A 25,956-nucleotide genomic window follows, 5' to 3' on the forward strand; every position below is an offset into this window, starting at 1 on the left:
TGATGTTTATTTTTATCTCTAAGTTTCTGTGATTTTAATTGTTAGTATAGTGAACACTGAGATATTTCTAAAAGTTGTTTGGGTTAGAAGATTTTAGGTTAAATCTCATCTCATAATAAAGATATGATCTTCCGTCTGAATTAAGTCCTAAAATTCCAATTTCACTGCCTTTTTTTACTGTTTGACCTAATTTTACATAGTTTGAAATTAGGTTTCCATAAATAGTGATTAGGTTGTAACCATGGTCTATCATAACAACTTTTCCCATATTCATAAATTTGCCAGCATAAATAACTTTTCCTTTATTTGTAGAGATGACTCGATCTCCTAATCTTCCTTGGATCTCCTGTCCTGAACTACGGATACCTCCTACTTTAGCTTGTTTAAATCCAACTACAACTTTTCCAGAGATGGGTCTTTTAAAAGTTCCTAAATTTTTGGCAACAGTAGAATAATTTACATTTCCTAGTTGTTTGGTTCTAGTTCTAATTATATTATCAATCTCTTTTTCAATTGCAACTTTTTGTTTTTGAAGGCTAGTTATAGTACTTTTAGCTTGATTTGTTTTAGCTGTTGTTATTTTTTTATCCTTATTATATTGGGCAATTAGGCTATTGTGTTGTCTTTTTTTACTCTCTTGTTGACGTTCCTTATAAGCTAGTTCAGATTGGAGTTTTTTTAGATTTCTTTGCTCTTTTTCAATATCTTCTTTTACTTTTTTTATATTACTTTGGACACCTTTGATCTCCTCTTGCCTCTCTTGATTGGCCTTTAATATCTCTTTAAAGTTATAGGTGTCGGTTTCGTCGGTTATCTTTTTTTTCTGCCATGATTGAAGCATAGCGACATAATCATTTTCCATATTAGTGAGTTCTTTAGAACTAAATTTTAGATTTCGTTTACCATAATCTACTTTTCTACTGACTACATCAATCTTTATTTTTAGGAGTTCTTTTTCACTTTCAATAATTTTCAATTCTTTTTCTACACGGATTATCTGTTCCTTTACCGTTTCAGTTTTTTTATTAATGGTATTAATCTTTTGAGTGTTTTGCTTGATCTCTTCACCCTTTCTTTTTATCTCATTTTCAATCTGATTGATCTGATTTTTCTTTTCATCTAAGGTACTAGAAAATGTATTTGTAGTTATGATTATTAAAGTAAGCAAAAATATTAGTTTTTTCATAGGTCTACCTCTTAACCTTTACTAAGTTAAAAGATAAAAATGGAAAAATAAAACTGATAACAATAATAATGATTCCTACAACTATTCCAGCTTGTATAGTTGAAACTATATAATTTAATTCGACTATTTGACTTTGGATAAACTCATAGAGGTTTAAAAAAATTAAACTACCTATAATAGCTGCTGAGATAAACTTTATATTATTTATAAAGTAATATGGTCTTAAGATCTCTCTTTTTTCCATCCCTAGATAAAATTTTGCTTCTATATCATGGTTTTGACTGACAACGCTGCTATGCATTATATTAAATATCATTATTTTTATTGGAAGTAGTGTGATTATGAGTAATCCAATTATAAGTTTCTTATTTCTTTTAATTTTTTCATCCAGTGTAGTTATACTTTTTTGATTGATTACAACTTCTTTTACACCGTCGATCTCATATATGATAACTTTTGCATTATTTAGGTTTTCTTCTCCTCGAGTCTTTACTACAAATGAATTTAAAAGAGGATTACCTATCCCACGGTTACTAAGACCTAGCTGATCAGCTAATTTTTTAAATGCTAATTCTTTATTTAAATATCCAATTTGTTCAATCCCATCAAGAGTTAAAATGTTTTTTTCTATCTTCTCAATACTGTTTTGAGAGACGTTATTATTCATATAAACATTGAGGGTATAATTTTTAGTTAAAGCCTCATTACTCTGATAGATGTTGTAGATAGAAATAACACTTATATTAAAAAATAAAAATGCAAAGATCAAAGTGGTGAAACTAAGGGTATAGTAAGTTATATTTTTTTGGATCAATTCATTTATTTCGGTATTCATCTGACTTATTTTTTTAAACATTAGATATTGCTCCCTTCTCTAAAATATATTTGTCACAATTTATCATATTTTCAATTTTTTTATTGTTGGTAAAAATTACTATGGTTTTTCCATTTTTATTGAGATCTTGAAAATATTTCATTAAACTCTCAATTTCTTCGATTTTTAAATGAATTTGGGGGTTATCTAAGATAATCAATTCAGGATCTAAAATTAAAGATCTAGCAATATTAAGTTTTTGTTTTTCCTCTAAATTTAGAGTCGTTAAAAAATCATTTTTTTTATCTAAAAGTCCAAAATTCTTTAATTGTTTTTCACCTACTTCAATAAGTTTATTAGGAGGCAACTTCGTATGGATCTTCAAAGGAAGAATTACATTTGCCAGAACATTTTTTGTTTGTATGAGTTTGAAATCTTCAAAACAAATACCTATTCTTTTTTGGATTACTTTTGAACGGCAATTAAATTTAGAAAGGTTTTTACCTCCAACAATTATCCCTCCAGATTGTGGAGTATCAAGTTGACAGATTAGGTCTATCATCTTATTTTTTTCTATTTTAGATTTATAATTTAAAAGAGCAAACTTTCCATTTAAAACATTTAAATTTAAATTTTTAAGATGTGGTTTTTTTCCATTAGTAGTTATATTTTTAAATTTTAACATATTGATTTCTCCTATGAAACAAGAGTTGATAATTGAAAGTTTACAGGTAGAAAATAATTACCTATTTATCATTAAATTATATCAATATTAAGAGGGTAAGGTCAATTTTCTTTTTTCCTTGATTTAAATCTTGCAATCCTTTAAAATTAAAAGAGACAACTTTATTATTATTTGAATGAAAGTATAAACTAAAAGAAGAAACCCTTAGTTGGTCAAACAAGAGGAGTAAATGATGAAAAAATTAATTATAGCTGAAAAACCCAGTCTTGGAAGAAATATAGCTAATGCGTTGGGACTAAAGAAAAAAGGGAATGGATATATAGAAGGGGAAAAATATATTGTTTCTTGGGCATTCGGACATTTGTTTGAATTATCAAATGTAGATGATTATTTTGGTAAAAAAATGAAGTGGAAAGAAGTCGAATTACCCTTCACACCGAGGAAGTTTAAATTTAAATTAAAGGAAAGCAAGGGGATAGCCGAACAATTTAAAGTCCTAAAAAATCTTATGGAGAGGGACGATGTAGAAGGGATCATTAATTGTGGAGATGCTGATAGAGAGGGACAGATAATAATAGATAGGATTATAAAAGAATCAAAGATAAAAAAAGAGGTATATAGACTATGGCTTCCAGAGCAAACCAAGGAGACTATTATAGAGGAAGTTAAAAATATAAAACCCGATAGAGAATATATAAAATTAGCATTTGAAGGATATTCTAGAACTGTTATGGACTGGCTCTTCGGGATAAATTTAACTAGATATATAACTCTTAAAAGTGGTCAATTGATGCCAGTGGGAAGAGTATTAATACCTGTATTAAAATTTATCTATGACAGGGATATATCTATAGAAAAGTTTGTTGTGGAAAAATATATCCAGCTTGAGAGTGAATGTGAAAAAGATGAGGTTAAATTTAAATTATCTAAAAGTACTAAATATCTTATAAAGGCTGAGAAAAAAGCTGATTTAAAGTGTGAAGAACTAAATTCCTATAAAGGGGAAGTTTTGTCTAAGGAAAATAAGGAGATAAAAAAACAACCAGGGAAATTATTTTCATTATCAAAATTACAATCTCAACTTTCAAAAAAAAATAAGATAGATTTTAAGGGATCACTAGAAATAATCCAAAAACTATATGAAAATGGATATGTCACATATCCTAGAACAAATACAGAATATTTAGCTATAAATGAAAAGGGGAAGGTAAAACAACTTCTAAAAGTACTTTCAAAGGATCATAATGTAAAGTTTAAAGATTCCAAAAAAATATTTGATGATGACAAGGTAGAGAGTCATAGTGCCATAATTCCAACTATGAAATTTCCTAAAAATAGTTTAAATGGGAGAGAAAAAATAATTTATGAAACTATATTGAATCGTTTTATTTCAAACTTTGTAGCTGAAGAAACTATTACAGCTAAAGTTGTAGTCACAATAGGTGTAGGAGAGGAAAAATTTAAACTTTCAGGAGAAAGTATTGTACAGGTGGGATTTTATAAGTATGAACCTGCTACTTTTGAAAATAAACTTCCAAATTTTGTTGTAGGAGATACCTTTGAAGTCCAATTTCAAAAGAAACTAAAAGAAACTAAGCCCCCTAGAAAAGTATCAGAAAGGGAACTCGCAGCCCATTTAAAAAATCCATTTAGAAAAGACAGTGACACCGAAGAAGATGAGTATAAGGCTATATTAAAGGGAATCGAAATAGGAACCGAAGCTACAAGAACAGGGATAATAGAAAATGCTAAAAAATATGAATATGTATCTCAGAAAGGGTCGAATTTTTCTTTAGAACCACTAGGAGAAAAAGTAATTGAAACATTAGATAAATTAAATATAGATCTATATAAAACAAAAACTGTAGAATTTTCTAAACTTCTAAAAAAAGTATATAAAGGAAACAGCACTATCCAAGAGACTATCGATCTAGTAACAGAGGAACTCCAGAGAATTATTGGTCAAAATATAGAGATACCTAAAGTATACAATGATTCAGAACGAGAGATAATAGGGGTCTGTCCTAGGTGTGGGAAAAATATATATGAAAATAGTAAGGGTTTTTCATGTGTAGGGTATAGAGATACCCCACCGTGTAATTTTACAATTTGGAAAGAGAGTAAATATAAAACTATAGATGTAAAAATATCTAAAACCAGAGCTAAAAAATTAATAAAAGGAGAAAATATAACTCTAAAGAAAATAAAGGGTAAAAATGAAAAAATGTATTCAGCTGAATTTAAATTAGAGGATACAGGGAAATATGTGAATTTAAAATTAGAAAAATATTTTCCTGTAGAAGAATAAAAAGCAATGTGACCTATATTTAATTTGTGGGTATAATTTATTAAATAAAAAAAGCCCCTACATCTCATAGATGGAGGGGAATAACTATATAAAATGAAAGAGGCAGTAAACCTTTTGAGAAAAGTTTACTACCTCAGCATTAGTTCCACCATAATGTCCCTAACACACTTCAAAAGAAGTATAACCTATTTTGTGAAGGATGTAAAGTTTTATTTTTATCATTGAGGAGGAGAGAGATGTTAAAAGGAAGAAAGTTAAATAAAGGAGATACTATAGGGATAGTAGCTCCTGCTAACTCTAGCTCTAAAGAGGATGTGTTGGAATCTAAAAAAAAAATAGAAAGCCTAGGGTATAGAGTTAAATTAGGAGAACATATCTTTGATACCTGGCATTCATTTGCAGGAACAGATAAAAGTAGAATATCAGATATAAATAATTTCTTTAAAGATCCAGAAGTAGATGCTATCATGTGTCTTCGTGGTGGATACGGAAGTATAAGAATTGTTGATAAACTAGATATTGAGATGATAAAAAAAAATCCAAAGATATTTATAGGATATAGTGATATTACAACCCTTCATGCTGCTTTAAATCAAAAGGCTGGTTTGGTTACATTTCATGGTCCCATGGCAGTTTCTAATTTTTTTGATATAGAAAAATTTACAATGGATTCATTTGTAGAAAGTATGGAAAAGAGTTGTGGTAGAGAGATAAAAAATCCAATAGAACTAAGATCTATAGTAGGAGGGAAAGTTTCTGGGATAGTGATAGGGGGAAATTTGACTACTTTTATGGGAGACATGGGGACCCCTAATGAACTTAATTTTAAAGGAAAAATATTGTTTATAGAGGAGATTAGAGAACCTACATATAAGATCGATCGTGCTCTGACACAACTTTTAAACTCAGGGAAACTATCAGAGCTAAATGGAATTATTTTGGGAGATTTTAATAATTGTATTCCTGCATCAAAATATGATATACCCCTTATGGATCTTTTAGAAGATAGATTAAAGGATCTAGGAATTCCTGTAATTTATAATTTTAAATCTGGTCATTGTAAACCTATGATAACTCTTCCATTGGGGATAAAAATAGAAATAGATTGTGATAGATTAACGATTAAAACTTTAGAGGGAGCGGTTAGATGAAAAATATATTTAAAAAAATAATTTTATTGATGATATTAATATCTATAATTTCGTGTAAGAGTGCCGAAATCCAAACAGTTCCAATAAAATCCAAGGCAGAAATAATAGTAAGTGATTTTAGAGAATTACCCCAAATAGAAAATGCTAGCCTTGGGATAAAAATTGTGAATTTGGAAACTAATAAAACTTTATTTGAATTAAACTCTAACAAATCTTTGGTGCCTGCTTCTAATATGAAATTATTGACAACAGGAGCGGCATTAGAAGTTTTAGGAGCAGATTATAGATTCAAAACTATTTTAGCTTATGATGGGAAGATTAGATCAGATGGGATTTTAGATGGTAATATCTATATTATTGGAGGAGGAGATCCTACTTTAGGCTCTAAATATTTGATTGCAAAAGATCCAAATAGGGTAACAGCAGAGGAAAAAAAGAAACAATTGGAATTTTTAAATACTTGGACAGAAAAAATAAAAAAAATGGGGATAAAAAAGATTAATGGAAAAATAGTTGCAGATTGCTCTTATTATCCTGAAACAACCCTATCTCAAACATGGGAATGGGGGGATTTGAGATATACTTTTGCATCAAAACCTAGTGGACTTACTTTTTTAGATAACAGTATTAGGTTGACATTCCAAAAGGATGGTAAAAATATTAGGGTAAGAGTATCCCCTTCATGGGTTAATACTGTGGTAACTAATAAAGTTGTAGTAGATGATAAGAAAAGATCTAAAATAACCTTGGTAGTACCTCCTTATACCAATGAAATAATAGCACTGGGAACTATTAATAAACCTATAACTTCATATAATACAGTGATGCAAGATCCAGCCTCTGCCTTGGGAAGAATATTTTCTGAAACTTTAGAAAGAGAAGGTATAAAAAATAATGGAAGTAGGTTAATAGGTAAAAGTGGTAACGAAGTAGGAAAAAGAAATCTTATTTATACCCATTATTCTCCTAGATTGGAGGAGATTATAGCTTACACAAATAAATATAGTGTAAATTTATTTGCAGAACATCTAAAAATTGAGATAGAAAAAAAATTAATGGAAAAAAATAAAGAAACAGAAGAAAATTTTGGTGAAACAATGAAAGCATATTGGAGTAGTCGCATATCTACTAGAGGGCTATATATTTACGACGGAAGTGGTTTATCTCGTTATGATGGAGTAACGCCTACGATTGTTGTAGAGATCTTAAAATATATGAAAAAATCTGATAATTTTTTGAGTTATTATAATTCTTTAGCAGAACCTAGAGAGGGTGGAACTTTTGAAAAATTCCAAGAGGAGACAGTTTTAGTAGATAATCTCCATGGGAAAAGTGGGACCCTTACAGGAGTAAAATCTTATGGGGGATATATGTATAATGTGAATGGAGATCTAATGGCATTTTCCATAATAATAAATCATCATGGGATGAGTGGAAGTGGAATCTCTAAAAAATTAGAGAAACTAATGGAGAGTATCTATTATTTGAAATAAATAAAAAAATTCAACACGGAGATACACTAACCTAACTTCAGTGAGTTTCTGTGTTTATAGATTTTCTTAGTGACATTTTTAGTTATTTTTGGAATGAAGGGGTAATTAATGAATTACCCGTACTATAAATTTTTGGAGGTTATTTTTATGGATAAAAATAAAATTTTAAAGTTAGCAAAAGGTATATCACCTTGGCTTTCTAAGGTTAGAAAAGACTTTCATATGTATCCAGAACTGGGGATGCAGGAATTTCGTACCCAAAGGAAAATTTGTGAATATTTGGATGAATTTGGAATATTGCATAAAAAAATGGCAAAGACAGGAGTAGTCGGTGAGATAAAGGGGAAAAATGCATTAAAAACCATAGCTCTTAGAGCTGATATTGATGCATTACCTATTTTGGAAAAAAACGATGTTTCTTACAAATCTAAAAATCATGGAGTAATGCATGCATGTGGTCATGATGCTCATACTACTATCCTTTTGGGGGTAGCTAAAATACTTAGTGAGCAAAAAGATGAATTAGGAGTAAATATAAGGTTTATATTTCAACCTGCAGAAGAAACCGTAGGAGGAGCTGAGCCTATGATTGAAGAGGGGGTTTTAGACGGAGTAGATGCAATATTTGGATTACATGTGAGTTCTCTTATAGAAAAAGGAAGTGTAGAATATAGATATAAACAGATGAATGCTTCTTCGGATAATATAGAAATCGAGGTTCAAGGGCAGTCTGCCCATGGAGCATATCCTGGAGATGGTGTAGATGCAATTGTAATAACCGCTCAATTGATAACAGCTATGCAAACTATAGTTAGTCGGATAGATGCTAGAGACAGTGCAGTGCTAACTATAGGGAAAATAGCTGGAGGGACAGCTCATAATATAATAGCTGATTCAGTTAAATTAACAGGAACTCTAAGAACTTTAGATCCCAAAGTTAGGGAATTAGTTAAAGAAAAATTAGATGTTTTGGTGAATACCCTACCTATCTCAATGGGTGGAAATGGGATATTAAAAATTGGAAAAGGATATTCAGCTCTTATTAATGACGATAAGATGGTGGAGTTGGTAAAAAAAAATGCAGGAGATATTTTGGGGATAGAAAATGTACTAGAGAAAGAAAAAGCTAATATGGGTGTAGAAGATTTTGGATATTATTTAGAAAAAATACCAGGAGTATTTTTTAATTTGGGAGTGAAAAATGAAAAAAAAGGAATAATGGCATCGGCTCACAATGAATATTTTGATATAGATGAAGAAGCACTGCATTTAGGAGTTGCTATTCAAATTTTAAATGTCTTATCGGTATAAATTTTATGAAAAAAAATTTTAAAAAAAGATATCAAAAGCAATATTGCTTTTGATATCTTTTTTTAAAATGCAGGAGGATTAGATACCCATAAAACTTTAACTATATTTTTTCCTGCATTAGAAATATAGTGGTTTTTTCTAGATTTATAATAAAATGATTCCCCTTTACGGGCCTTATATATTTTTTCTCCTAAATGAATTAAGACAGTTCCACTGAGGACATACCCAAATTCTTCACCTTCATGGGGGAGTTCTTCTTTATATCGGCCTCCCTCTTCTATAGTTATAAGAATAGGTTCCATTTGATTTTTTTGTGCATTAGGGATGATCCATTCGATCTTATATTTTAATTCTTCATCGATATTTTCAAAGATATCTTCCTGTTTAAAGACAATTTTTTCATCCTCATTTTCATTAAAGAAATCTTTGAGGTTTGTGCCTAATCCTTCGAGTATATCTATTAGGGTAGTTATAGATGGAGAGGTAAGATCTCTCTCTACTTGGGATATAAAACCTTTGGATAGTTCACATCTCATAGCGAGTTCATCTTGAGTGAGAAATTTTTCCTGTCTAAGTCTTTTAATTTTTTTGCCTATATCCATTTTGTACTCCCTTATATTTATTTAAAACCATTTAATATTATAGCTCGATATATGAAAAAAATCAATTGACAAAGTCTAATTTTTTTTATAAAATATAATGCTAGGTGTTTAGTAATACTATTTTTATAAACGTATTATATAAAACATAAAACAGTAATAACTTAAGATATTAAATTTAGTGTATTTTATTTAAAATTAAAGCTGTTAAAATTAATATAGCAAGGAGAAATGTTATGAAACAAGGGAATATAAAAATTAGTTCTATATCTAAGTCTTTTGACGGAATAGAAGTACTAAAAAATATTAGTTTTGAGATTAAAGATGGAGAATTTTTTTCTATTTTAGGAGGATCTGGATGTGGAAAGACCACTCTTCTTAGGATGATAGCAGGGTTTATAGATGCTGATGGCGGAGCTATATATTTAGGAAAAGATGAGATTACCCATCTTAGCCCAGATAAAAGAGATGTTAATACGATATTTCAAACCTATGCATTATTTCCTCATCTGACAATCTATGAAAATATAGCATTTCCATTGCGATTAAAAAAAATAAAGGACACAGAGATAGATAGAGAGGTAAAAAAATATTTGGAGATGGTAAAATTATCTGAACATGCAAATAAATATTCATCTCAACTATCAGGAGGTCAAAAACAAAGGGTTGCAATAGCTCGTGCATTAATTAATAAACCAAAAGTTTTACTCCTAGATGAACCACTGTCTGCACTAGATGCAAAACTTAGACAGCATATGCTCATAGAGTTAGATAATATCCATGAGGAAGTCGGAATTACATTTGTATTTGTTACCCATGATCAGCAAGAAGCTCTGAGTATATCCGATAGAATAGCAGTAATGAAAGATGGAGAGGTTCTTCAGATAGGAACTCCTAATGAGATCTATGAGAGTCCAGCTAATGCATATGTAGCTAACTTTATTGGTGAAACTAATTTTATCGAGGGTGAAGTTGTTGAGGTAGAAGAGGAATTTGGATATTTAGAATCACCGAACTATGGAAGGATAAAATTTGAGTTAGATAAAGAAGTTGAGATAGGAAATTTTGTAAAATTAACTATCAGACCTGAAAAAGTAAAAATATCTAAATCAAAACCTAGATATTTAGATGATAATGATAATATATTAAATGGAAAGATTGAAGAGATGATCTATTCAGGATTTCAAAGTAAATTTTTTGTAACTATAGAAGGCAGTTTAGGAGATAAGTTATTTAGTGCATTTAAACAACATGTAGATTTCTTTGAGGGAGATGCAGAAAGTATTCATTGGAAAGATGAGGTTTATGTCATTTGGGATTCAGCTGATAGTTTCCTATTAGAGGTGATGTAGATGAAAAATCAAAGAAGTGGTTTAATCTATTCAACTCCTATAACTCTTTGGTTAACCTTATTATTCGTGGCTCCTACATTGATAGTTATAGTTTACAGCTTTTTAAAAAAAGGGATCTATGGTGGCGTAGAGTGGATCTTTTCAGTAGATGGATATAATTTTTTTAGTAGCTCATATTTTTTAAAAGTAGTCTGGAATACAATAGAAATTTCTGTAATTGCTACTGTAATTACAGTCTTAATAGCTATACCAACGGCTCTTTATATAGCTACATCAAAGTATAAAAACTTTTTATTGTTTTTAATAATAGTTCCATTTTGGACAAATTTCTTAATAAGGGTCTATTCATGGATAGCTCTTCTTGGAAATAATGGATTGTTAAATAATCTTTTAATGAAACTAGGATTAGAGCCACATCAGTTTATTTATAATAAATTTGCAGTAATATTAGTAAGTGTTTACGCATATCTACCCTATGCGATCTTACCTCTATATTCTGCCATAGAAAAATTTGATTTTGCAATAATTGATGCAGCAAGAGATTTAGGAGCTAGTAAGATGAAGGCGTATACAAAAACATTTTTACCTAACATAAAACCAGGGGTTGTAACAGCTACATTATTTACATTTATACCGGCATTGGGATCTTATGCTATCCCAAAATTAGTTGGAGGTAATGATTCTCAAATGCTAGGAAATATAATAGCTAGAGAACTTACAATTACGAGGAATTGGCCTAAAGCAGCAGCAATTTCAACAATTTTAACAATAATAACAGTAATTTTTATCGTCGTTTTATCAAAATATGATAAAGATCATAAGGGAGGGAAAGTATAAATATGAATAAAAAGAAGTTTTCACTAAATATATTTATATTAACTTTAATATTTTTATATCTTCCTTTGGTAGTTTTGATCGTTCAATCTTTTAATTCTGGTATGGGAATAGCATGGGATGGTTTTTCTCTCAAATGGTATGATGAATTATTTAATCATTCTGCAAGATTATGGCAGTCTTTTAGGTATAGTATTTTAATTGCGTTAACTTCAGCTATTATATCTACAGCAATAGGAACTTTAGGAGCAATATCGCTACAATGGTATAGTTTTAAACATAAAAAATATCTTCAAGTAATATCTTATCTGCCCTTAGTTCTGCCAGACATAATAATGGGGGTATCTCTACTAATTTTATTTACAAGTATAAAGTTTAAATTGGGATTAATGAGTATATTTTTAGCCCACACAACATTTAATATTCCCTTTGTACTATTTATAGTGTTATCTAGGTTATATGATTTTGATTATTCCATAGTTGAAGCGGCATATGATCTTGGAGCTACTGAAAAACAAGCTCTTACCAAGATAATATTACCTAACCTTATGCCAGGGATAATATCTGGGCTTTTAATGTCTATTACCCTGTCATTGGATGATTTTGTAATAACGTTTTTTGTAGCAGGACCAGGTTCTTCGACCTTGCCACTACACATCTATTCAATGATTAAGTTTGGAGTTTCACCAATTATAAATGCATTATCAGTGATACTGATTGCAGGAACGATAGCGCTAGCTATGTCAACGAAAAAAATACAAAAATATATGGTAAATTAAAAAAAGGAGGAGAAAATGAAAAAAAGTATTGTTTTTATTTTAATGTTATTAGTCTTGGTAGGTTGTGGAAAAGAGGAACAAAAAAATGAGTTATATTTATTTAACTGGTCAGACTATATTCCAAATGAAGTGATTACTGATTTTGAAACTGAAACTGGGATAAAAGTTATAACTGATTACTATTCTTCTAATGAAGAGATGTATGCAAAGATAAAGGCTGGAGGAAATGGTTATGATATAACAGTCCCATCTACTGACTATGCAGAGATTATGATGAAACAAGGTATGCTAGAAAAAATAGACAAATCTAAAATTCCGAATTTAAAGGAACTGAATGAAGAGATAGGTTCAAAGATTAGTTTTGATAAAAATCATGATTATATAATTCCATATTCTGTAGGAGCAACTGGAATAGCTGTAAATACAAAATATGTAAAAGATTTTGAAAGATCATTTGACATATATAACAGAAAAGATTTAAAGGGGAAGATGACTCTTTTAGATGATATGAGAGAAGTTATGTCTAGTGCTTTAATCATTGCAGGACATTCACCAGAATCTTCTGATCCGCAAGATTTAGCAGACGCTCAAAAAATCATCTTAGGATGGAAGGAAAATATTTTAAGATTTGACAGTGAAAGTTTTGGAAAAGGATTCACAAATGGTGAGTATTTAGTAGTGCATGGTTACTATGAAAATATAGTAGCTCATATGACTGATGAACAGGCTGAAAATATGGTGTTTTTCATACCTGAAAAGGGAGCTCAAATGTATATAGACAGTATGACTATACTAAAGGGAGCTAAAAATATTGAAAATGCTTATAAATTTATAAATTATATTTATAGACCAGAAGTGTATGTAAAAATTGTGGATTATTTAGAAACTCCGTCTATAAATATAGGAGCAAATAAACTCAGAGAAACTAAACCTGTATATGACGTAGAAGATCTAAAAGATGCTTATCTTATGAAAGATTTAGGAGAAGCATTAGCTCCTCAAAGTGAAGTTTGGAATGAGATTTTAACTCAATAAAAAACAAGAAAAATCGTAGATGATTAAAATTATCTACGATTTTTTAATACGATTTTTTAGAAAAAATAAATTGACAAAGTTTTATTATATATATATAATAAATTGAAAAAAGTTTAATAATACTGTTTTTCAAAGAGCTATATATGAAACATAAAAATTAAAAGAATAGAGTTTTTAATTTGTAATTCATAATAAAAAAATAAAAAAATATTGCTCTCTCAAATTTTTGAAAGAACAATATTTTTTTAGGAAAAAGGTTTAGTATCAGTAAACTTTGAATACAGGGGGGGATCATGCAAAACAAGACACCACTCTTCGATGCATTAAAAAACTATCATAAAACAGAGGTAGTATCTTTTGATGTTCCGGGGCATAAAAAAAGGTTTCAAAATGAATTTTCTGATTATATAGGTCATAAAATAATAGAGTTAGACACCAATTCCATGAAGGAATTGGATATATTAAATAATCCAACTGGAGTAATAAGGGAAGCTCATCAATTGATGGCACATGCTTATAGTGCAGATGAAGCTTTTTTCCTGGTTAATGGTACGACTTCTGGGATACAGACAATGGTTATGAGTGCCTGTAATCCTGGGGATAAAATAATTCTGCCTAGAAATGTTCATAAAAGTGCTATCAATGCACTTATTTTAAGTGGAGCTACCCCAATTTATATAGATCCTGAAGTAGATGAAACTTTGGGAATAAGTTTAGGAGTAAATATAAAAAAAATAAAAGAAGCTGTGATAAAAGATCCAGATATTAAGGCAGTATTTATAATTAACCCTACATATTATGGTGCAGTATCTAATTTAAAAGAAATTATAAAATTTTGTCATAAAGAAGAAATAGTAGTCTTAGTGGATGAAGCTCATGGGGCACACTTTCCATTTCATGATAATTTCCCTGAAAATGCAATGGTTCTCGGAGCGGATATGTCTGCAATAAGCATACATAAAACAGGAGGATCCCTAACTCAAAGTTCGGTACTCCTTTTAAAAAATGGTCTTATAAATAAGCAAAGGGTAAAGAGGATGTTAAATTTAACTCAGACTACAAGCGCTTCTTACCTTTTAATGACTAGTTTAGATGTAGCTAGAAAAACTTTGGTTATAGAAGGAAAGGAGATTTTTACCAATCTTTTAGATATGATATCTAAATTTAGAGAAAAGTTAAATTCTATTCAAGGAATAAGGTGCTTCAAATCAATATTATCGGATAAACTCTATAATTTTGATGAGACTAAGATAGGTATAAATCTTCATGGCCTTGGACTCACTGGTTTTGAAGGTTATGACATATTAAGAGAAAAATATAACATCCAAATGGAGTTAGCTGATACCCATAATATACTCGGAATAGCTAGTATAGGAGATGTATGGGAAGATTATCAAAAACTCATAGATGCTCTAGAAGAGATGGCAAAAGATCATAAAAGAGATAATAAGGGAATTAATAAAACAATAGATTTTAATGAACTTGAAAGTCCTGAACTGGTAGTATCTCCTAGAGATGCTTTCTATTCAGAAACAGAAAGTATTCCATTAGAAAAAGCTATTGGAAGGGTAAGTGGGGAGTCAATTATGGTATATCCTCCAGGAATTCCACTCCTAATTCAAGGGGAAAAAATTTCTAAAGATTTGATAGATCATATATTTTTTTTAAAGGAACAAAAAGCTGTTATAACTGGAATGGACGATAAAACATTGAATAATATAAGTATTTTAAAAGGAGAAATAGAATAATGAGATTAGAAACTTTAGGCAGACATATTTTAATAGAATTTTATAACTGTAATGAAGATATATTAGCGAGTCCAGAACTTATTGAAAAACATATGAATAAGGCAGCTAAGATAGCCAATGCTACTATAGTGAACTCAGTATTTCATCACTTTAATCCTTATGGAGTATCTGGAGCTGTGATTATCTCTGAATCTCATTTGGCTATTCATACTTGGCCAGAATATGGATATGCTGCAGTAGATGTATTTACGTGTGGAGACAAGATAAATCCGTGGATAGCTTTTGATTTTTTAGAGGATGTATTTAAAGCAGATAGAAGTGAATCTATGGAAATTCCTAGGGGAATGGTAGAAAAGATAAGAAAATTTCATCCTGAACAACTAGGAAAGGTAACTTTTAAGCCGGAAGAAAATCAAGAAGTAGTTAATTATTAAATAGAATTAGGAGGAAATTATGTTAGATTTATGGTATACAGAAAATTGGACAGAAAACACAAAATTTTCAATTAAGGTGAAAAAACATCTTCATAGTGAGATGAGTAAATTTCAAAAAATAGATTTTTTTGAATCGGAAGAATACGGGAAATTCTTTACTTTAGACGGTCTAATGATGGTGACAGAAAAAGATGAGTTTATCTATCACGATATGATTACTCATATAGCCATGGCAACTAATCCAAAGATAAAAAAAGTGTTGGTAATTGGAGCTGGAGACGGTGGGACTGTTAGAGAATTAACTAGATATAAAAATATAGAAAAGATAGACATGGTAGAGATAGATGAAAGAGTGGTGAGATTATCTCAACAATTTTTACCTATTACAGCTGAAAAATTAGATGATCCTAGAGTAACTATGTACTTTGAAGATGGATTAAAATTTGTAGAAGGTACAAAAACAGGGAAATATGACCTAATTTTAGTAGATTCTACTGATCCGATATCTGTAGGAGAGGGATTATTCACAACAGGATTTTATAATAATTGTTTTAGAGTGTTAAGAGAGGAAGGGATCTTAGTAAATCAGCATGAATCTCCATATTTTGAAAATTTTTCAAAAGAGATGCAAAAAGCTCATAAAAAAATATTGAATACTTTTCCAATCGCAAAAGTATATCAATTTCATCAACCAACTTATCCTTCAGGACATTGGTTATTTGGATTTGCGTCTAAAAAATTCGATCCAATAAAGGATCATAATTCAGAAGAATGGGAAAAATTAAATATAAAAACTAAATATTATAATTCAGAACTACATAGAGGGTGTTTTGCACTACCAAATTATGTTAAGGAGATGTTAGAAATTGAAAAATAAAAATATATCTACTTTTATTGGGTTTGACAATGAATATCATGAGTCCAAAATAATAGTATTTGGTGCCCCCTTTGACGGAACAACATCTTTTCGACCTGGGACTAGATTTGCCCCAGAAGTAATGAGGAGAGAATCTTATGGACTAGAAACTTATAGCCCTTATTTAGAGAAAGATTTAGAAAATTATAATGTTTTTGATGGAGGAGATTTAGAGTTTTCATTTGGAAATCCAAAGAGTACTTTAGACAGTATATATAAATATACACAAAAAATATTAAAAGACGATAAAGTTCCATTTATGGTAGGTGGGGAACATCTAGTCTCTTATGGAACAATAAAAGCTGTCTATGAGAAATATCCAGATCTTCATGTTATTCATTTAGATGCACATGCAGATTTAAGAGATGATTATATGGGAGAAAAATTTTCCCATGCTTCGGTGATTAGACGTTGTTGGGATTTTTTAGGAGATGGAAAGATCTATCAATTTGGTATTAGATCTGGTAATAAGGAAGAATTTTTGTGGGCCAAAGATCATACATATATGGAAAAATTTGGTATAGATACTTTAGTTGAAACAATAGAAAAATTAAATGATGTTCCGGTATATATAACTATTGATCTGGATATTTTGGATCCCTCTATCTTTTCAGGAACTGGAACACCAGAACCAGGAGGACTTACCTTTACCGAAATTATAAAAGGGATAAAAGAATTCGAAAAATTAAATATTGTAGGAGGAGATATAGTAGAGCTATCTCCTAATTATGATATCAGTGGAGTTTCTACAGCTACAGCGTGTAAAGTTTTACGAGAAGTGATCTTGACCATGGTATAAAAAAAATTCACAGACAAATTTAGTTGTCTGTGAATTTTTTTGATTTGAATATTCTAAGTTTTTAATCTCTAAAAATATTTTACAAATAGGTAGATATTAGCTATGATTAAAGTTTGAACTGCTATTATTAGACCAAATTTCATAAATTTACCAAAACTTATCTTACATCCTGCCTTATTAGCTGAGTTTATAGCGACTACATTGGTTGCAGATGCTAAGATAGTAATATTCCCTCCTAATAGAGATCCCATAGATAGTGCCCACCAAAGGGACATTGTATTTCCATGTTTGAAGGTTGGCATCATAAAGTGGATGATTTTAGAGACCATAGCTGCATTGGCTACATTTCCTATAACAGATGTAAAAGCAGCGGAAACCCAAAGGACCATAGCTGCTGCATAGTGTAGATGTCCATCTGCTAACTCTAAAACTTTATCTCCTACGAGATCTACAATTCCTGTAGCTTCTATCCCTTGAATCAACATAAATAGTCCCATAAAGAAAAATAATGTATCCCATTCTACATGTTTAAAAACTTCTACAGGTTCACTTTTGGTAATAAGAATTAATACCACTGCACCAGTAAGGGCCATAATCGCTAATCCTTTATCGATGAAATTATTCATCAAGAATCCAAAGATTACAAGGGCAAATATAGTAGCTGATTCTTGAAGTAATTTCATATCTTTTAGGGATCTAGAAGCATCAAGTTCCATAACTCTAGCTTTTAGATCTCTAGAAACGGTCATCTTTCTACCATACATAAAATAAACTGTGATAAGAAGCATAACCATTGAAATAACAGCTACTGGAGCTGTATTGACTAAGAAATCATTGAATCCAATATTTCCTTCTGATCCTATGATAAGCTGAGTAGGATCACCGATTAGTGTAGCTAATCCGCCTATATTGGCGGACATTATAAGGGTCATAATATATACAAAGGGATCTACTTTTAGTTGATTTGCCAGTAATATAGATACAGGTGCCATGAGTAAGATAGTAGTTACATTGTCTAAAAATGCTGAACACAGAGCTGTAATAACTGCAAGGAGTACAAGCAATGGGAAGGGTTCTCCTTTTACTAATTGTGCTACTTTTACTGCTAAATATTGAAATACTCCAGTCTCAGAGATAAAATGAACGATTATCATCATACCTACTAATAAGAGTATGATCTCTAGTCGTGAACCGATGGCATGTAATGCTTCATGTTCATTTATAATTCCTACAAGTGCCATAGAAAGACCACCTAAGAGAGTAGCAATGGGACCTGGAACTTTTTCTGTTATTATTAAATAAAATGTTGCTATAAATATAATTAAACCTATTGCTAATTGCATCTTTTCTTTCCCCCTAAATTTATATGTGTAAAACTTTTTTGATTATATGTGATCTTAAAATTGTTCCGTAATATTTGCCGTTTTCAACCACATATATTCTAGTAAAGCCTTTATTTACCATAAGTAGGCATATTTCCATTATAGGAGTTTTTCTGTCTACAACCATAGTTTTTTTTCTATAAATTTTATTGATTGTGGCTGTTTTTTCATTCTTTAGATATTCTGTGAAAGGTTCCCCTATAGTAAAGAAATTTAAGTCGTCCATTACCGAAGTATAATCTGGCATTCCGTATGATATAAGTTCTCTTTCGGTCATCTCACCTAAAAAATATCCCTTGTCATCTACTACAGGGAATCCTGGTTTTTCTTCGGTAATAAGCCGCCTAGCTATATTGTCTAAAGTATCATGTGGGTTTGCTGGTTTTATTGTAGGGTCCATAACATCTTCAGCAGTGATTTTATTTTCGATCTTTACATCGATATGACTTAATAAATCATATACTTCAGCCCCAGTCTTGGCATTTTTTAATTTTTCTAATAGAACCTTGTCTTTGATCGCTATTCTAGTGATAGAAGACATAATTTTTAATATAACTTTACTCTTTAAAGTTTCGGCTGTGATCATAAAGAAAATCTTTACTTTATCTTTATTTCTCATATCTGCCATATCGCATTCGATAGGTTCTTTCATTATACCTATAGAGATAAGGATGTCGTCATATCCGTCTACCCTAGCATGGGGAATAGCGATACCGCTTCCCATCGCAGTAGAAACTTCAGCTTCCCTAGCAAAAACAGATTTCCTGATTTGGTCTGCAGAATCATTGAATACCTTGTCGTGTTTAGCAGTATCGTCGATCATTTGACCGATAATCTCTTCCTTTGTATCTCCTTCTAAATTTAAGTAGATACACCTAGTATTTAGGTAACTTGATAATTTCATATGTAACCCCCAAAATTTTTATTTTATTTTATTTTATTATACAATTTATTTAGATTTTTTTTATTTTTATTTTAATAATAATTTTATTAAGATTGTTAACATGGTAATTTGAACGAACATAGCTATTATTCCAAATAATAAAGCTTTTGGTCCTTCACTGAGTAGTTCTTTAAATTTAACTCTCATTCCTATTGCGGCCATGGCGATTAGGAGTAGATTCTTGCTTAAAAATCCTAAGATATCTTTTACCTGATCATTTAGAAAACCTAGAGTGACTAGGATACTGAGGATAAAAAATCCTATTATAAACGGTGGAATAGGTAATTTTTTGTTCTTAATGTTGATATTATTTGAATTTTTGTCACTGATAAGAGAAAAAACTAAAACAACTCCTCCTAACATACTTATCCTAATCATTTTAAATAAAATAGAAAATTTAGCAACTTCATCTCCTAAAAAATTACTTCCAGCTACAACTTGACCTACAGACTGAAGTCCTCCACCAATAAGTCCTCCACTTTCCATAGGAGTGTATCCTAAGATGTTAAATGCAAGGAAAGGAAGTACAAACATGAATATTGTTCCAATAAGGTTGACTACAGCGATAGGAATTCCTATTTCATCTTCTTTAGCTCCTAAAACAGGTGCTGTCGCAGCAATAGCAGAAGACCCACAAACGGCATTTCCCGCTCCCATTAGGAGTGAAAAGTTTTTACTGAACCCTAAAAATTTTCCAATGATTAGATTTATTCCGATGACAAAGGAAATTTGCAAAAGGATAAAAAAGACACCTTTCATACCTAAACTTGTGATGGCACTGAGATGAAGAGTTGCACCTAAAAGCATAATAGCTCCGGCTAATATAGTTTTTTCTGAAAATTTAACTCCAGGAAGATATTTTTTATCTTGAGCTAAGGTATTTCCTGCAATAATTCCTATTATTATAGCTAAACTTGTGCCTCCTATCAAGGGAAAGATGGTAGATATAAATTTAGCTAGCATTCCTATGATGATACACACTATTAAACCGCTAATAATGTCTTTTTTCATGTTGTTACCTCCATTTAATTTGCGTTTTTTCAATTACTTAAATATATTATATAACTTTTAGCTAAATTTTAATAATACTAATTTTATTTAAAATGTATAGGTAAATTAGTATGGTAAATTAAATGATTTGAATGAAATTAAGAAAGTTATTTTTTATTCTTTAGGAAATTAAAAATTTAATTTCTCTTTTTTCCTATTAATATCATACCTTATTAAGGGCAAAATAAAAAGTAGCTAAACAGTGTGTTTAACTACTTTTCATCTGAAAAAATTAAAATTTTATTTTATCTCTGCTTTGGCAGCAGCTAGCCTTGCAATAGGAATCCTATATGGAGAACAGCTGACATAGTCAAAACCTAGATCATTAACAAATTTGATAGAGTGGGGTTCTCCTCCGTGTTCTCCACAAATTCCGATCTCTAAATCTTTATTAATATTTCGTCCTTTGGTGCTAGCAATCTCCATGAGTTGTCCGACACCTTCTATGTCTATTATTTTAAATGGATCAGCCTCTAATACACCTTCTTTTAGGTAGGTTGGTAAAAATGTTCCAGTATCATCTCTAGAATATCCAAAGGTCATTTGAGTTAAGTCGTTTGTACCAAAGGAGAAAAAATCTGTTTCTGGAGCAATTTTGTCTGCGGTAAGAGCAGCACGAGGAACTTCGATCATAGTCCCTATTTTATATTTAATACTACTATTTTTTTCTTCAAACACTTTTTTTATAGTGTCTAAGATCAGTTGTTTCTGCAATCTATATTCTTCCACCTTTCCAATGAGGGGAACCATTATTTCTGGATAGACATCTATTCCTCTAGAATGGACCTCTAGAGCAGCTTCTATAATAGCTCGGGTCTGCATGACTGTGATCTCAGGATAAGTTATTCCTAAACGGCATCCACGATGTCCTAACATTGGATTAGATTCTTTTAGATGTTCCACAGCTTCTCTAATTTTACCAGCTGGCACCTTAATCTCATGAGCTAATTCCTCTTGCTTTTCCTTGGTATGTGGAAGAAATTCATGAAGAGGCGGGTCTAGTAATCTTATAGTCACAGGTTTTTCTTTTAAAACTTCAAAGATCCCTATAAAGTCTTTCTTTTGAAGGGGAAGCATAACAGCTAGTGCTTCTTCTCGACCTTTGATATCAGGGGCTAAGATCATCTTTCTCATGGTTTTTATCTTGTTTTCCTCAAAGAACATGTGTTCTGTCCTACATAAACCAATCCCTTTAGCCCCAAATTCAATGGCTTTTTTAGCATCTTTTGGGGTATCGGCATTTGCTCTGACTTCCATCCGAGCTATCTTATCTGCAATCTCCAAAATTTGGTGGAAATTATTGTCTAATTTAGGAGCTTTAGTAACTAATTTACCCTGGTAGACCATTCCAGTACTACCATCGATAGAGATAAAATCTCCTTCTTTAAATACTTTATCTCCTACTTTAAACTTTCTTTTTTTATAATCAATGACTATCTCGCCAGCTCCAGCTATACAACATTTTCCCATTCCACGGGCTACCACAGCTGCATGGGAGGTCATTCCCCCACGAACAGTTAAAAATCCTTGAGCTAAATTCATGCCATTAATATCTTCAGGAGATGTTTCAAGTCTGACTAAGATTGCTTTTTCATATTTTTCTACCTCATCAGCAAAGAAAACTACTTGACCTACAGCAGCTCCTGGTGCAGCAGGGAGTCCATGGGTAAGGACTTCTACATCTATTTTATCCTTGTCAAATACAGGATGTAAAAGTTCATCGATTTTGCTGAGTTTTATCCTTCTGATTACTTCTTTTGAATCTATCTTCTTTTCATTGTAGAGATCCATAGCTATCTTTATCATAGCCATACCAGTTCTCTTTCCAGTTCTAGTTTGAAGAATCCAGAGTTTTTTACTTTCCACTGTGAACTCCATATCTTGCATATCCGTATAATGATTTTCCAATGTTGCTTGAATTTTATATAGATCTTTATATACTTCTGGCATAAGTTCTTCTAAAGATGGATGGTTCCTTCTCCTATCTTCCATAGGGATATTATTTCGGACTGCCCATTCAATAGATTCTTTTTTAGTTATTTGCCATGGGGTTCTAACTCCTGCTACTACATCTTCTCCTTGGGCATTTATTAAAAATTCTCCATTAAAATAATTTTCACCAGTAGCAGCATTTCTTGTAAAAGCCACTCCAGTGGCAGAATTGGACCCAGTATTCCCATAGACCATAGACTGTACATTTACAGCAGTTCCCCAATTAGACGGGATTCCTTCGATGGCTCTATAGGTGATGGCTCTGTCGTTCATCCAACTTCTAAATACCGCTAATATGGCTAGCCATAATTGTTCATATGGATCCTGTGGGAATTGGATTCCCATTTTTTTCTGTATAGCATCTTTAAATCTATCTACTAATATTTTTAAATTTTCAACATTAAAATCAAGATCAGTTTTTATTTTCAAATCACTTTTATAATTATCGATTATCTTTTCAAAAGGGTTGAGATCCTCTTTGGATTCAGGTGTCATTCCGAGAACTACATCTCCATACATTTGAATAAATCTTCTATACGAATCCCAAGCAAATCTTGGGTTGTTAGTAATAATAGATAACCCTTCTACTATTTTATCGTTTAGCCCTAAATTTAAAACTGTATCCATCATCCCAGGCATAGATTGCCTAGCTCCAGATCTAACTGAAAGTAATAATGGATTTTTATGGTCACCAAATTTTTTATCTAAGATATCTTCAACTTCGTGAATCTCACCTTTTATATCATTCCAAATAGAATCTTTTAGGGCTTTTTCCCCAAATTCAGTATAAAAATTACACATTTCAGTAGTTAATGTAAATCCAGGAGGGACTGGAACGCCAATTTTTGCCATCTCGGCTAGATTGGCTCCTTTTCCCCCTAGTAAATTTTTTAGTTCTGCTCCACCGTCGGCTTTTCCATTCCCGAACCTATAAATTTTACTCATACTAAATACCTCCTTTATTTTTAAACTAAAACCTAATAATTGATTTATAAAAAATATGATGATAAAATGTTTTTACTGCTTTTTAACTTTTGTAATAGGTATTATTTATTTACTGTTTTATTTGTTATTTACCTACAAAATAAAAAAAGAGTAGAAAGATCTACTCTTTATATGAGATTAGGCTAAAAAGTTTCCATGGGATCCCCGTAAATAGTTCTGTTGCCGACTATTATTGTACTTACATCATAAAGGTTACTTACGTTATCTCCCACTTTGATAGTGTTGCTTTCACTGTTCAAATAAAATTCTTTTCGCCCAACATAGATATTCCCATTTTTATAAATTACGATTAACATAGTAATCACCTCTTAAATTTTTTTAGTTATTATAAAAAAGATACTATATATTTTTAAATTTCCTTTTAATATTTTAAATTAGGGTATTTATAGGTGCGAAGTCATAGGAAATAAAATAGAAGGGCAATGGGGATTGTTTCCATGAGATTTTAGAGATATACTAGAAGTAGTGTATTCTCAGTTTTAAACATATATTGGACTTTTTGTAGAACCTGTCATTTTAGTTTAGAATATTAAGTTTATAATTGTATTGAAGGAAAAAAATGAGTTACAAACACAGTAATTAGGGGTGATTTATAAATTATCCATATGAAATATTAATGGGGGACAAAATGAAATTTTTTACATTTGAATATGAAGGGTTAGAAGAAATAGGTATACTAACAAAGGATGGGGAAAAAATTATCCCCATAGATGAGGTTGAATTAAGTCAAGAATTTTTTGATATGAATGATTTTATTGAGACTCATGAAAAAAGTGATATAGAAAAATTAGATAAACTCTGGAAAGGAGAAGAAAAAGCTGATGTATATTATGATTTTGATAAAGTTTTAATATTAGCTCCTATACCTTTACCTCTTCATGATATTATATGTGTCGGATTAAACTATAAGGATCATATAATAGAGTCGGTAGTAGAATTAGAAATGAAAAATCAGGTGCCTACAAACCCTGTAATATTTAGTAAGAGGGCTAGACACGCATCTGGTACTGGGGCTATAATACCTCTCCATGAGAATATTACAAAAAAATTAGATTATGAAGTGGAATTAGGAGTTGTAATAGGAAAAGAAAGTTCTAAAATTTCAAAATCAGAGGTAAAAAATAATATTTTTGGATATACAATTATGAATGATATATCTGCTAGAGAACTAATGATTAAACATTATCAGTGGACTATAGGGAAAGGCTTAGATGGAGCTGCAGTTATGGGGCCGTGTATCATCCACAAAGATTATATAGATTATCCTGTGAAATTAAATATAACTGCTAAGATAAATGGAGAATTGAGACAGAATTCTAATACTAAAAATTTTATATTTGACATAGATAGATTAGTTTCAGATATATCAAAGGGAATGACTTTAGAAGCCGGAGACGTAATTTCTACAGGGACACCAGCAGGGGTAGGAATGTCGTTTGATCCACCGAAATATTTAAAAGATGGAGACACTATAGAATGTGAGATAGAATCTATAGGAATATTGAAAAACATAGTGAAGGGATAAATTTTATAGAGTAAAAAAATTTTTAAATAAATATAAAACGGGTAAATCTATGAAAATGGATTTAGTCGTTTTTTTGTATAGTATGGTATAATATAGAAAAAAATTAATACTTTCTTTTCGCTGTTTTATCTCAAACTAAAGGGAACTATCGTTATATTTATAGCTTTGATTTTTCTTATATGAGAGAAACTATAAGAAAGAAGAGTAATTAATTATTAAAGTCGGAGGTAAAGATGAAAAAATTTAACTATATGGAAATGACAAATGACGGTTATAAAATTACTTGTGGTATAGAAAATGAAGTAATGTGTAATATATATATATGTGTAAAAGAGGGAGAAGCTGAAAAGTTAGCTAAGGAATTATCTGAAAAAAGAATGAATGCAGATATGGAATGGGAACTATATGACTTTGAAGAAGATAATGGAAATAAGGGAGTAGGATATAAATTTAATGCTGAAGAAGATGATGTAAAGTTTGAAGCTATAGTAGAACTTTGTCATATTAATGACTTTAATTGTGTATATGAGATGGAAGCTTTCAACGGAGATTTGGATATCTATGAGGAAAAGATAGAGGAAGAGTTTGGAGAGTTCTTTGATGAAAAATTTGAAG

Annotated in this window: 23 protein-coding genes; 14 read left to right on the top strand and 9 right to left on the bottom strand. The window is 30.7% G+C overall.

Annotated features, from left to right (window positions below; genetic code table 11):
- Positions 1 to 67: 67 nt before the first annotated feature.
- The 3 genes from WBG30_RS08135 to WBG30_RS08145 are packed head-to-tail and all read right to left on the bottom strand — an operon-like array spanning position 68 to position 2,685.
- Complete coding sequence (locus WBG30_RS08135) at positions 68 to 1,186, bottom strand: murein hydrolase activator EnvC family protein (RefSeq protein ID WP_424504146.1); 1,119 nt, start codon at positions 1,184 to 1,186, stop codon at positions 68 to 70.
- A 4-nt stretch (positions 1,187 to 1,190) separates the two neighbouring features.
- A complete protein-coding gene (locus WBG30_RS08140) occupies positions 1,191 to 2,042 on the bottom strand; it encodes a permease-like cell division protein FtsX (protein ID WP_424504147.1) in 852 nt (283 codons plus the stop codon).
- Positions 2,035 to 2,685, bottom strand: a complete 651-nt coding sequence (locus WBG30_RS08145; protein WP_424504148.1) for an ATP-binding cassette domain-containing protein — start codon at positions 2,683 to 2,685, stop codon at positions 2,035 to 2,037. Before WBG30_RS08145 ends, WBG30_RS08140 begins: the two co-directional genes overlap by 8 nt.
- A 232-nt stretch (positions 2,686 to 2,917) precedes the next feature.
- Here WBG30_RS08145 and WBG30_RS08150 point away from each other — a divergent pair, with 232 nt between their 5' ends.
- The 4 genes from WBG30_RS08150 to WBG30_RS08165 all read left to right on the top strand — a co-directional run bounded on the left by WBG30_RS08150 (position 2,918) and on the right by WBG30_RS08165 (position 8,948).
- Entirely contained in the window at positions 2,918 to 4,993 is a 2,076-nt protein-coding gene (locus tag WBG30_RS08150; RefSeq protein WP_424504149.1) for a DNA topoisomerase, read from the top strand.
- A 236-nt stretch (positions 4,994 to 5,229) separates the two neighbouring features.
- Positions 5,230 to 6,144 carry a S66 peptidase family protein gene (locus tag WBG30_RS08155; RefSeq protein ID WP_424504150.1) on the top strand — a complete coding sequence of 305 codons (915 nt, stop codon included), beginning with the start codon at positions 5,230 to 5,232 and terminating at the stop codon, positions 6,142 to 6,144.
- On the top strand, positions 6,141 to 7,637 hold the full coding sequence (gene dacB, locus WBG30_RS08160) for a D-alanyl-D-alanine carboxypeptidase/D-alanyl-D-alanine endopeptidase (RefSeq protein ID WP_424504151.1): 1,497 nt from the start codon (positions 6,141 to 6,143) through the stop codon (positions 7,635 to 7,637). Before WBG30_RS08155 ends, dacB begins: the two co-directional genes overlap by 4 nt.
- 147 nt (positions 7,638 to 7,784) lie before the next feature.
- Entirely contained in the window at positions 7,785 to 8,948 is a 1,164-nt protein-coding gene (locus tag WBG30_RS08165) for a M20 metallopeptidase family protein (RefSeq protein WP_424504152.1), read from the top strand.
- Between the two features lie 62 nt (positions 8,949 to 9,010).
- Here the strand turns inward: WBG30_RS08165 and WBG30_RS08170 are convergent, their stop codons facing one another.
- Positions 9,011 to 9,550, bottom strand: coding sequence for a helix-turn-helix domain-containing protein (locus tag WBG30_RS08170; RefSeq protein ID WP_424504154.1), 540 nt, complete (start codon positions 9,548 to 9,550; stop codon positions 9,011 to 9,013).
- 233 nt (positions 9,551 to 9,783) lie between these two features.
- On the opposite strand from WBG30_RS08170, the gene WBG30_RS08175 reads away from it, so the two are divergent.
- From WBG30_RS08175 to speB, 8 genes are all read left to right on the top strand, one after another.
- Positions 9,784 to 10,899 (top strand): ABC transporter ATP-binding protein, encoded by a 1,116-nt coding sequence (locus WBG30_RS08175; RefSeq protein WP_424504155.1) that lies wholly within the window; start codon positions 9,784 to 9,786, stop codon positions 10,897 to 10,899.
- The gene (locus WBG30_RS08180; protein WP_424504156.1) at positions 10,900 to 11,736 is read left to right on the top strand and encodes an ABC transporter permease; all 837 of its coding nucleotides are present in this window, start codon (positions 10,900 to 10,902) and stop codon (positions 11,734 to 11,736) included.
- 2 nt (positions 11,737 to 11,738) lie between these two features.
- Positions 11,739 to 12,512, top strand: a complete 774-nt coding sequence (locus WBG30_RS08185; RefSeq protein ID WP_424504157.1) for an ABC transporter permease — start codon at positions 11,739 to 11,741, stop codon at positions 12,510 to 12,512.
- Positions 12,513 to 12,527: 15 nt separating this feature from the next.
- Positions 12,528 to 13,547: an extracellular solute-binding protein gene (locus tag WBG30_RS08190; RefSeq protein ID WP_424504158.1), complete on the top strand. Its 1,020-nt coding sequence runs from the start codon at positions 12,528 to 12,530 to the stop codon at positions 13,545 to 13,547.
- A gap of 293 nt (positions 13,548 to 13,840) precedes the next feature.
- Positions 13,841 to 15,295 carry an aminotransferase class I/II-fold pyridoxal phosphate-dependent enzyme gene (locus WBG30_RS08195; protein ID WP_424504160.1) on the top strand — a complete coding sequence of 485 codons (1,455 nt, stop codon included), beginning with the start codon at positions 13,841 to 13,843 and terminating at the stop codon, positions 15,293 to 15,295.
- A complete protein-coding gene (gene speD, locus WBG30_RS08200; protein ID WP_424504161.1) occupies positions 15,295 to 15,729 on the top strand; it encodes an adenosylmethionine decarboxylase in 435 nt (144 codons plus the stop codon). The genes WBG30_RS08195 and speD overlap by 1 nt, the downstream gene beginning before the upstream one ends.
- A gap of 19 nt (positions 15,730 to 15,748) precedes the next feature.
- Positions 15,749 to 16,606, top strand: a complete 858-nt coding sequence (gene speE, locus WBG30_RS08205; protein WP_424504162.1) for a polyamine aminopropyltransferase — start codon at positions 15,749 to 15,751, stop codon at positions 16,604 to 16,606.
- Positions 16,596 to 17,444: an agmatinase gene (speB, locus tag WBG30_RS08210; protein ID WP_424504163.1), complete on the top strand. Its 849-nt coding sequence runs from the start codon at positions 16,596 to 16,598 to the stop codon at positions 17,442 to 17,444. The genes speE and speB overlap by 11 nt, the downstream gene beginning before the upstream one ends.
- A 68-nt stretch (positions 17,445 to 17,512) precedes the next feature.
- Here the strand turns inward: speB and WBG30_RS08215 are convergent, their stop codons facing one another.
- From WBG30_RS08215 to WBG30_RS08235, 5 genes are all read right to left on the bottom strand, one after another.
- Complete coding sequence (locus WBG30_RS08215; protein WP_424504164.1) at positions 17,513 to 18,787, bottom strand: ArsB/NhaD family transporter; 1,275 nt, start codon at positions 18,785 to 18,787, stop codon at positions 17,513 to 17,515.
- Positions 18,788 to 18,806: 19 nt separating this feature from the next.
- Positions 18,807 to 19,730 (bottom strand): PTS sugar transporter subunit IIA, encoded by a 924-nt coding sequence (locus WBG30_RS08220; protein ID WP_424504165.1) that lies wholly within the window; start codon positions 19,728 to 19,730, stop codon positions 18,807 to 18,809.
- A 66-nt stretch (positions 19,731 to 19,796) separates the two neighbouring features.
- On the bottom strand, positions 19,797 to 20,780 hold the full coding sequence (locus WBG30_RS08225; RefSeq protein ID WP_424504166.1) for a YeiH family protein: 984 nt from the start codon (positions 20,778 to 20,780) through the stop codon (positions 19,797 to 19,799).
- A 279-nt stretch (positions 20,781 to 21,059) separates the two neighbouring features.
- Positions 21,060 to 23,756, bottom strand: a complete 2,697-nt coding sequence (gene ppdK / locus WBG30_RS08230) for a pyruvate, phosphate dikinase (RefSeq protein ID WP_424504167.1) — start codon at positions 23,754 to 23,756, stop codon at positions 21,060 to 21,062.
- Positions 23,757 to 23,938: 182 nt separating this feature from the next.
- A complete protein-coding gene (locus tag WBG30_RS08235; RefSeq protein ID WP_424504168.1) occupies positions 23,939 to 24,112 on the bottom strand; it encodes a hypothetical protein in 174 nt (57 codons plus the stop codon).
- A gap of 332 nt (positions 24,113 to 24,444) precedes the next feature.
- On the opposite strand from WBG30_RS08235, the gene WBG30_RS08240 reads away from it, so the two are divergent.
- Both WBG30_RS08240 and WBG30_RS08245 read left to right on the top strand, forming a co-directional pair.
- Positions 24,445 to 25,341, top strand: a complete 897-nt coding sequence (locus WBG30_RS08240) for a fumarylacetoacetate hydrolase family protein (protein WP_424504169.1) — start codon at positions 24,445 to 24,447, stop codon at positions 25,339 to 25,341.
- A 233-nt stretch (positions 25,342 to 25,574) separates the two neighbouring features.
- Positions 25,575 to 25,956 (top strand): hypothetical protein (locus WBG30_RS08245; RefSeq protein WP_424504170.1); only part of this gene is annotated, 382 nt, incomplete at its 3' end.

The sequence above is a fragment of the Psychrilyobacter sp. genome, from assembly GCF_049671765.1.
In the GTDB taxonomy this organism is placed as follows: domain Bacteria; phylum Fusobacteriota; class Fusobacteriia; order Fusobacteriales; family Fusobacteriaceae; genus Psychrilyobacter.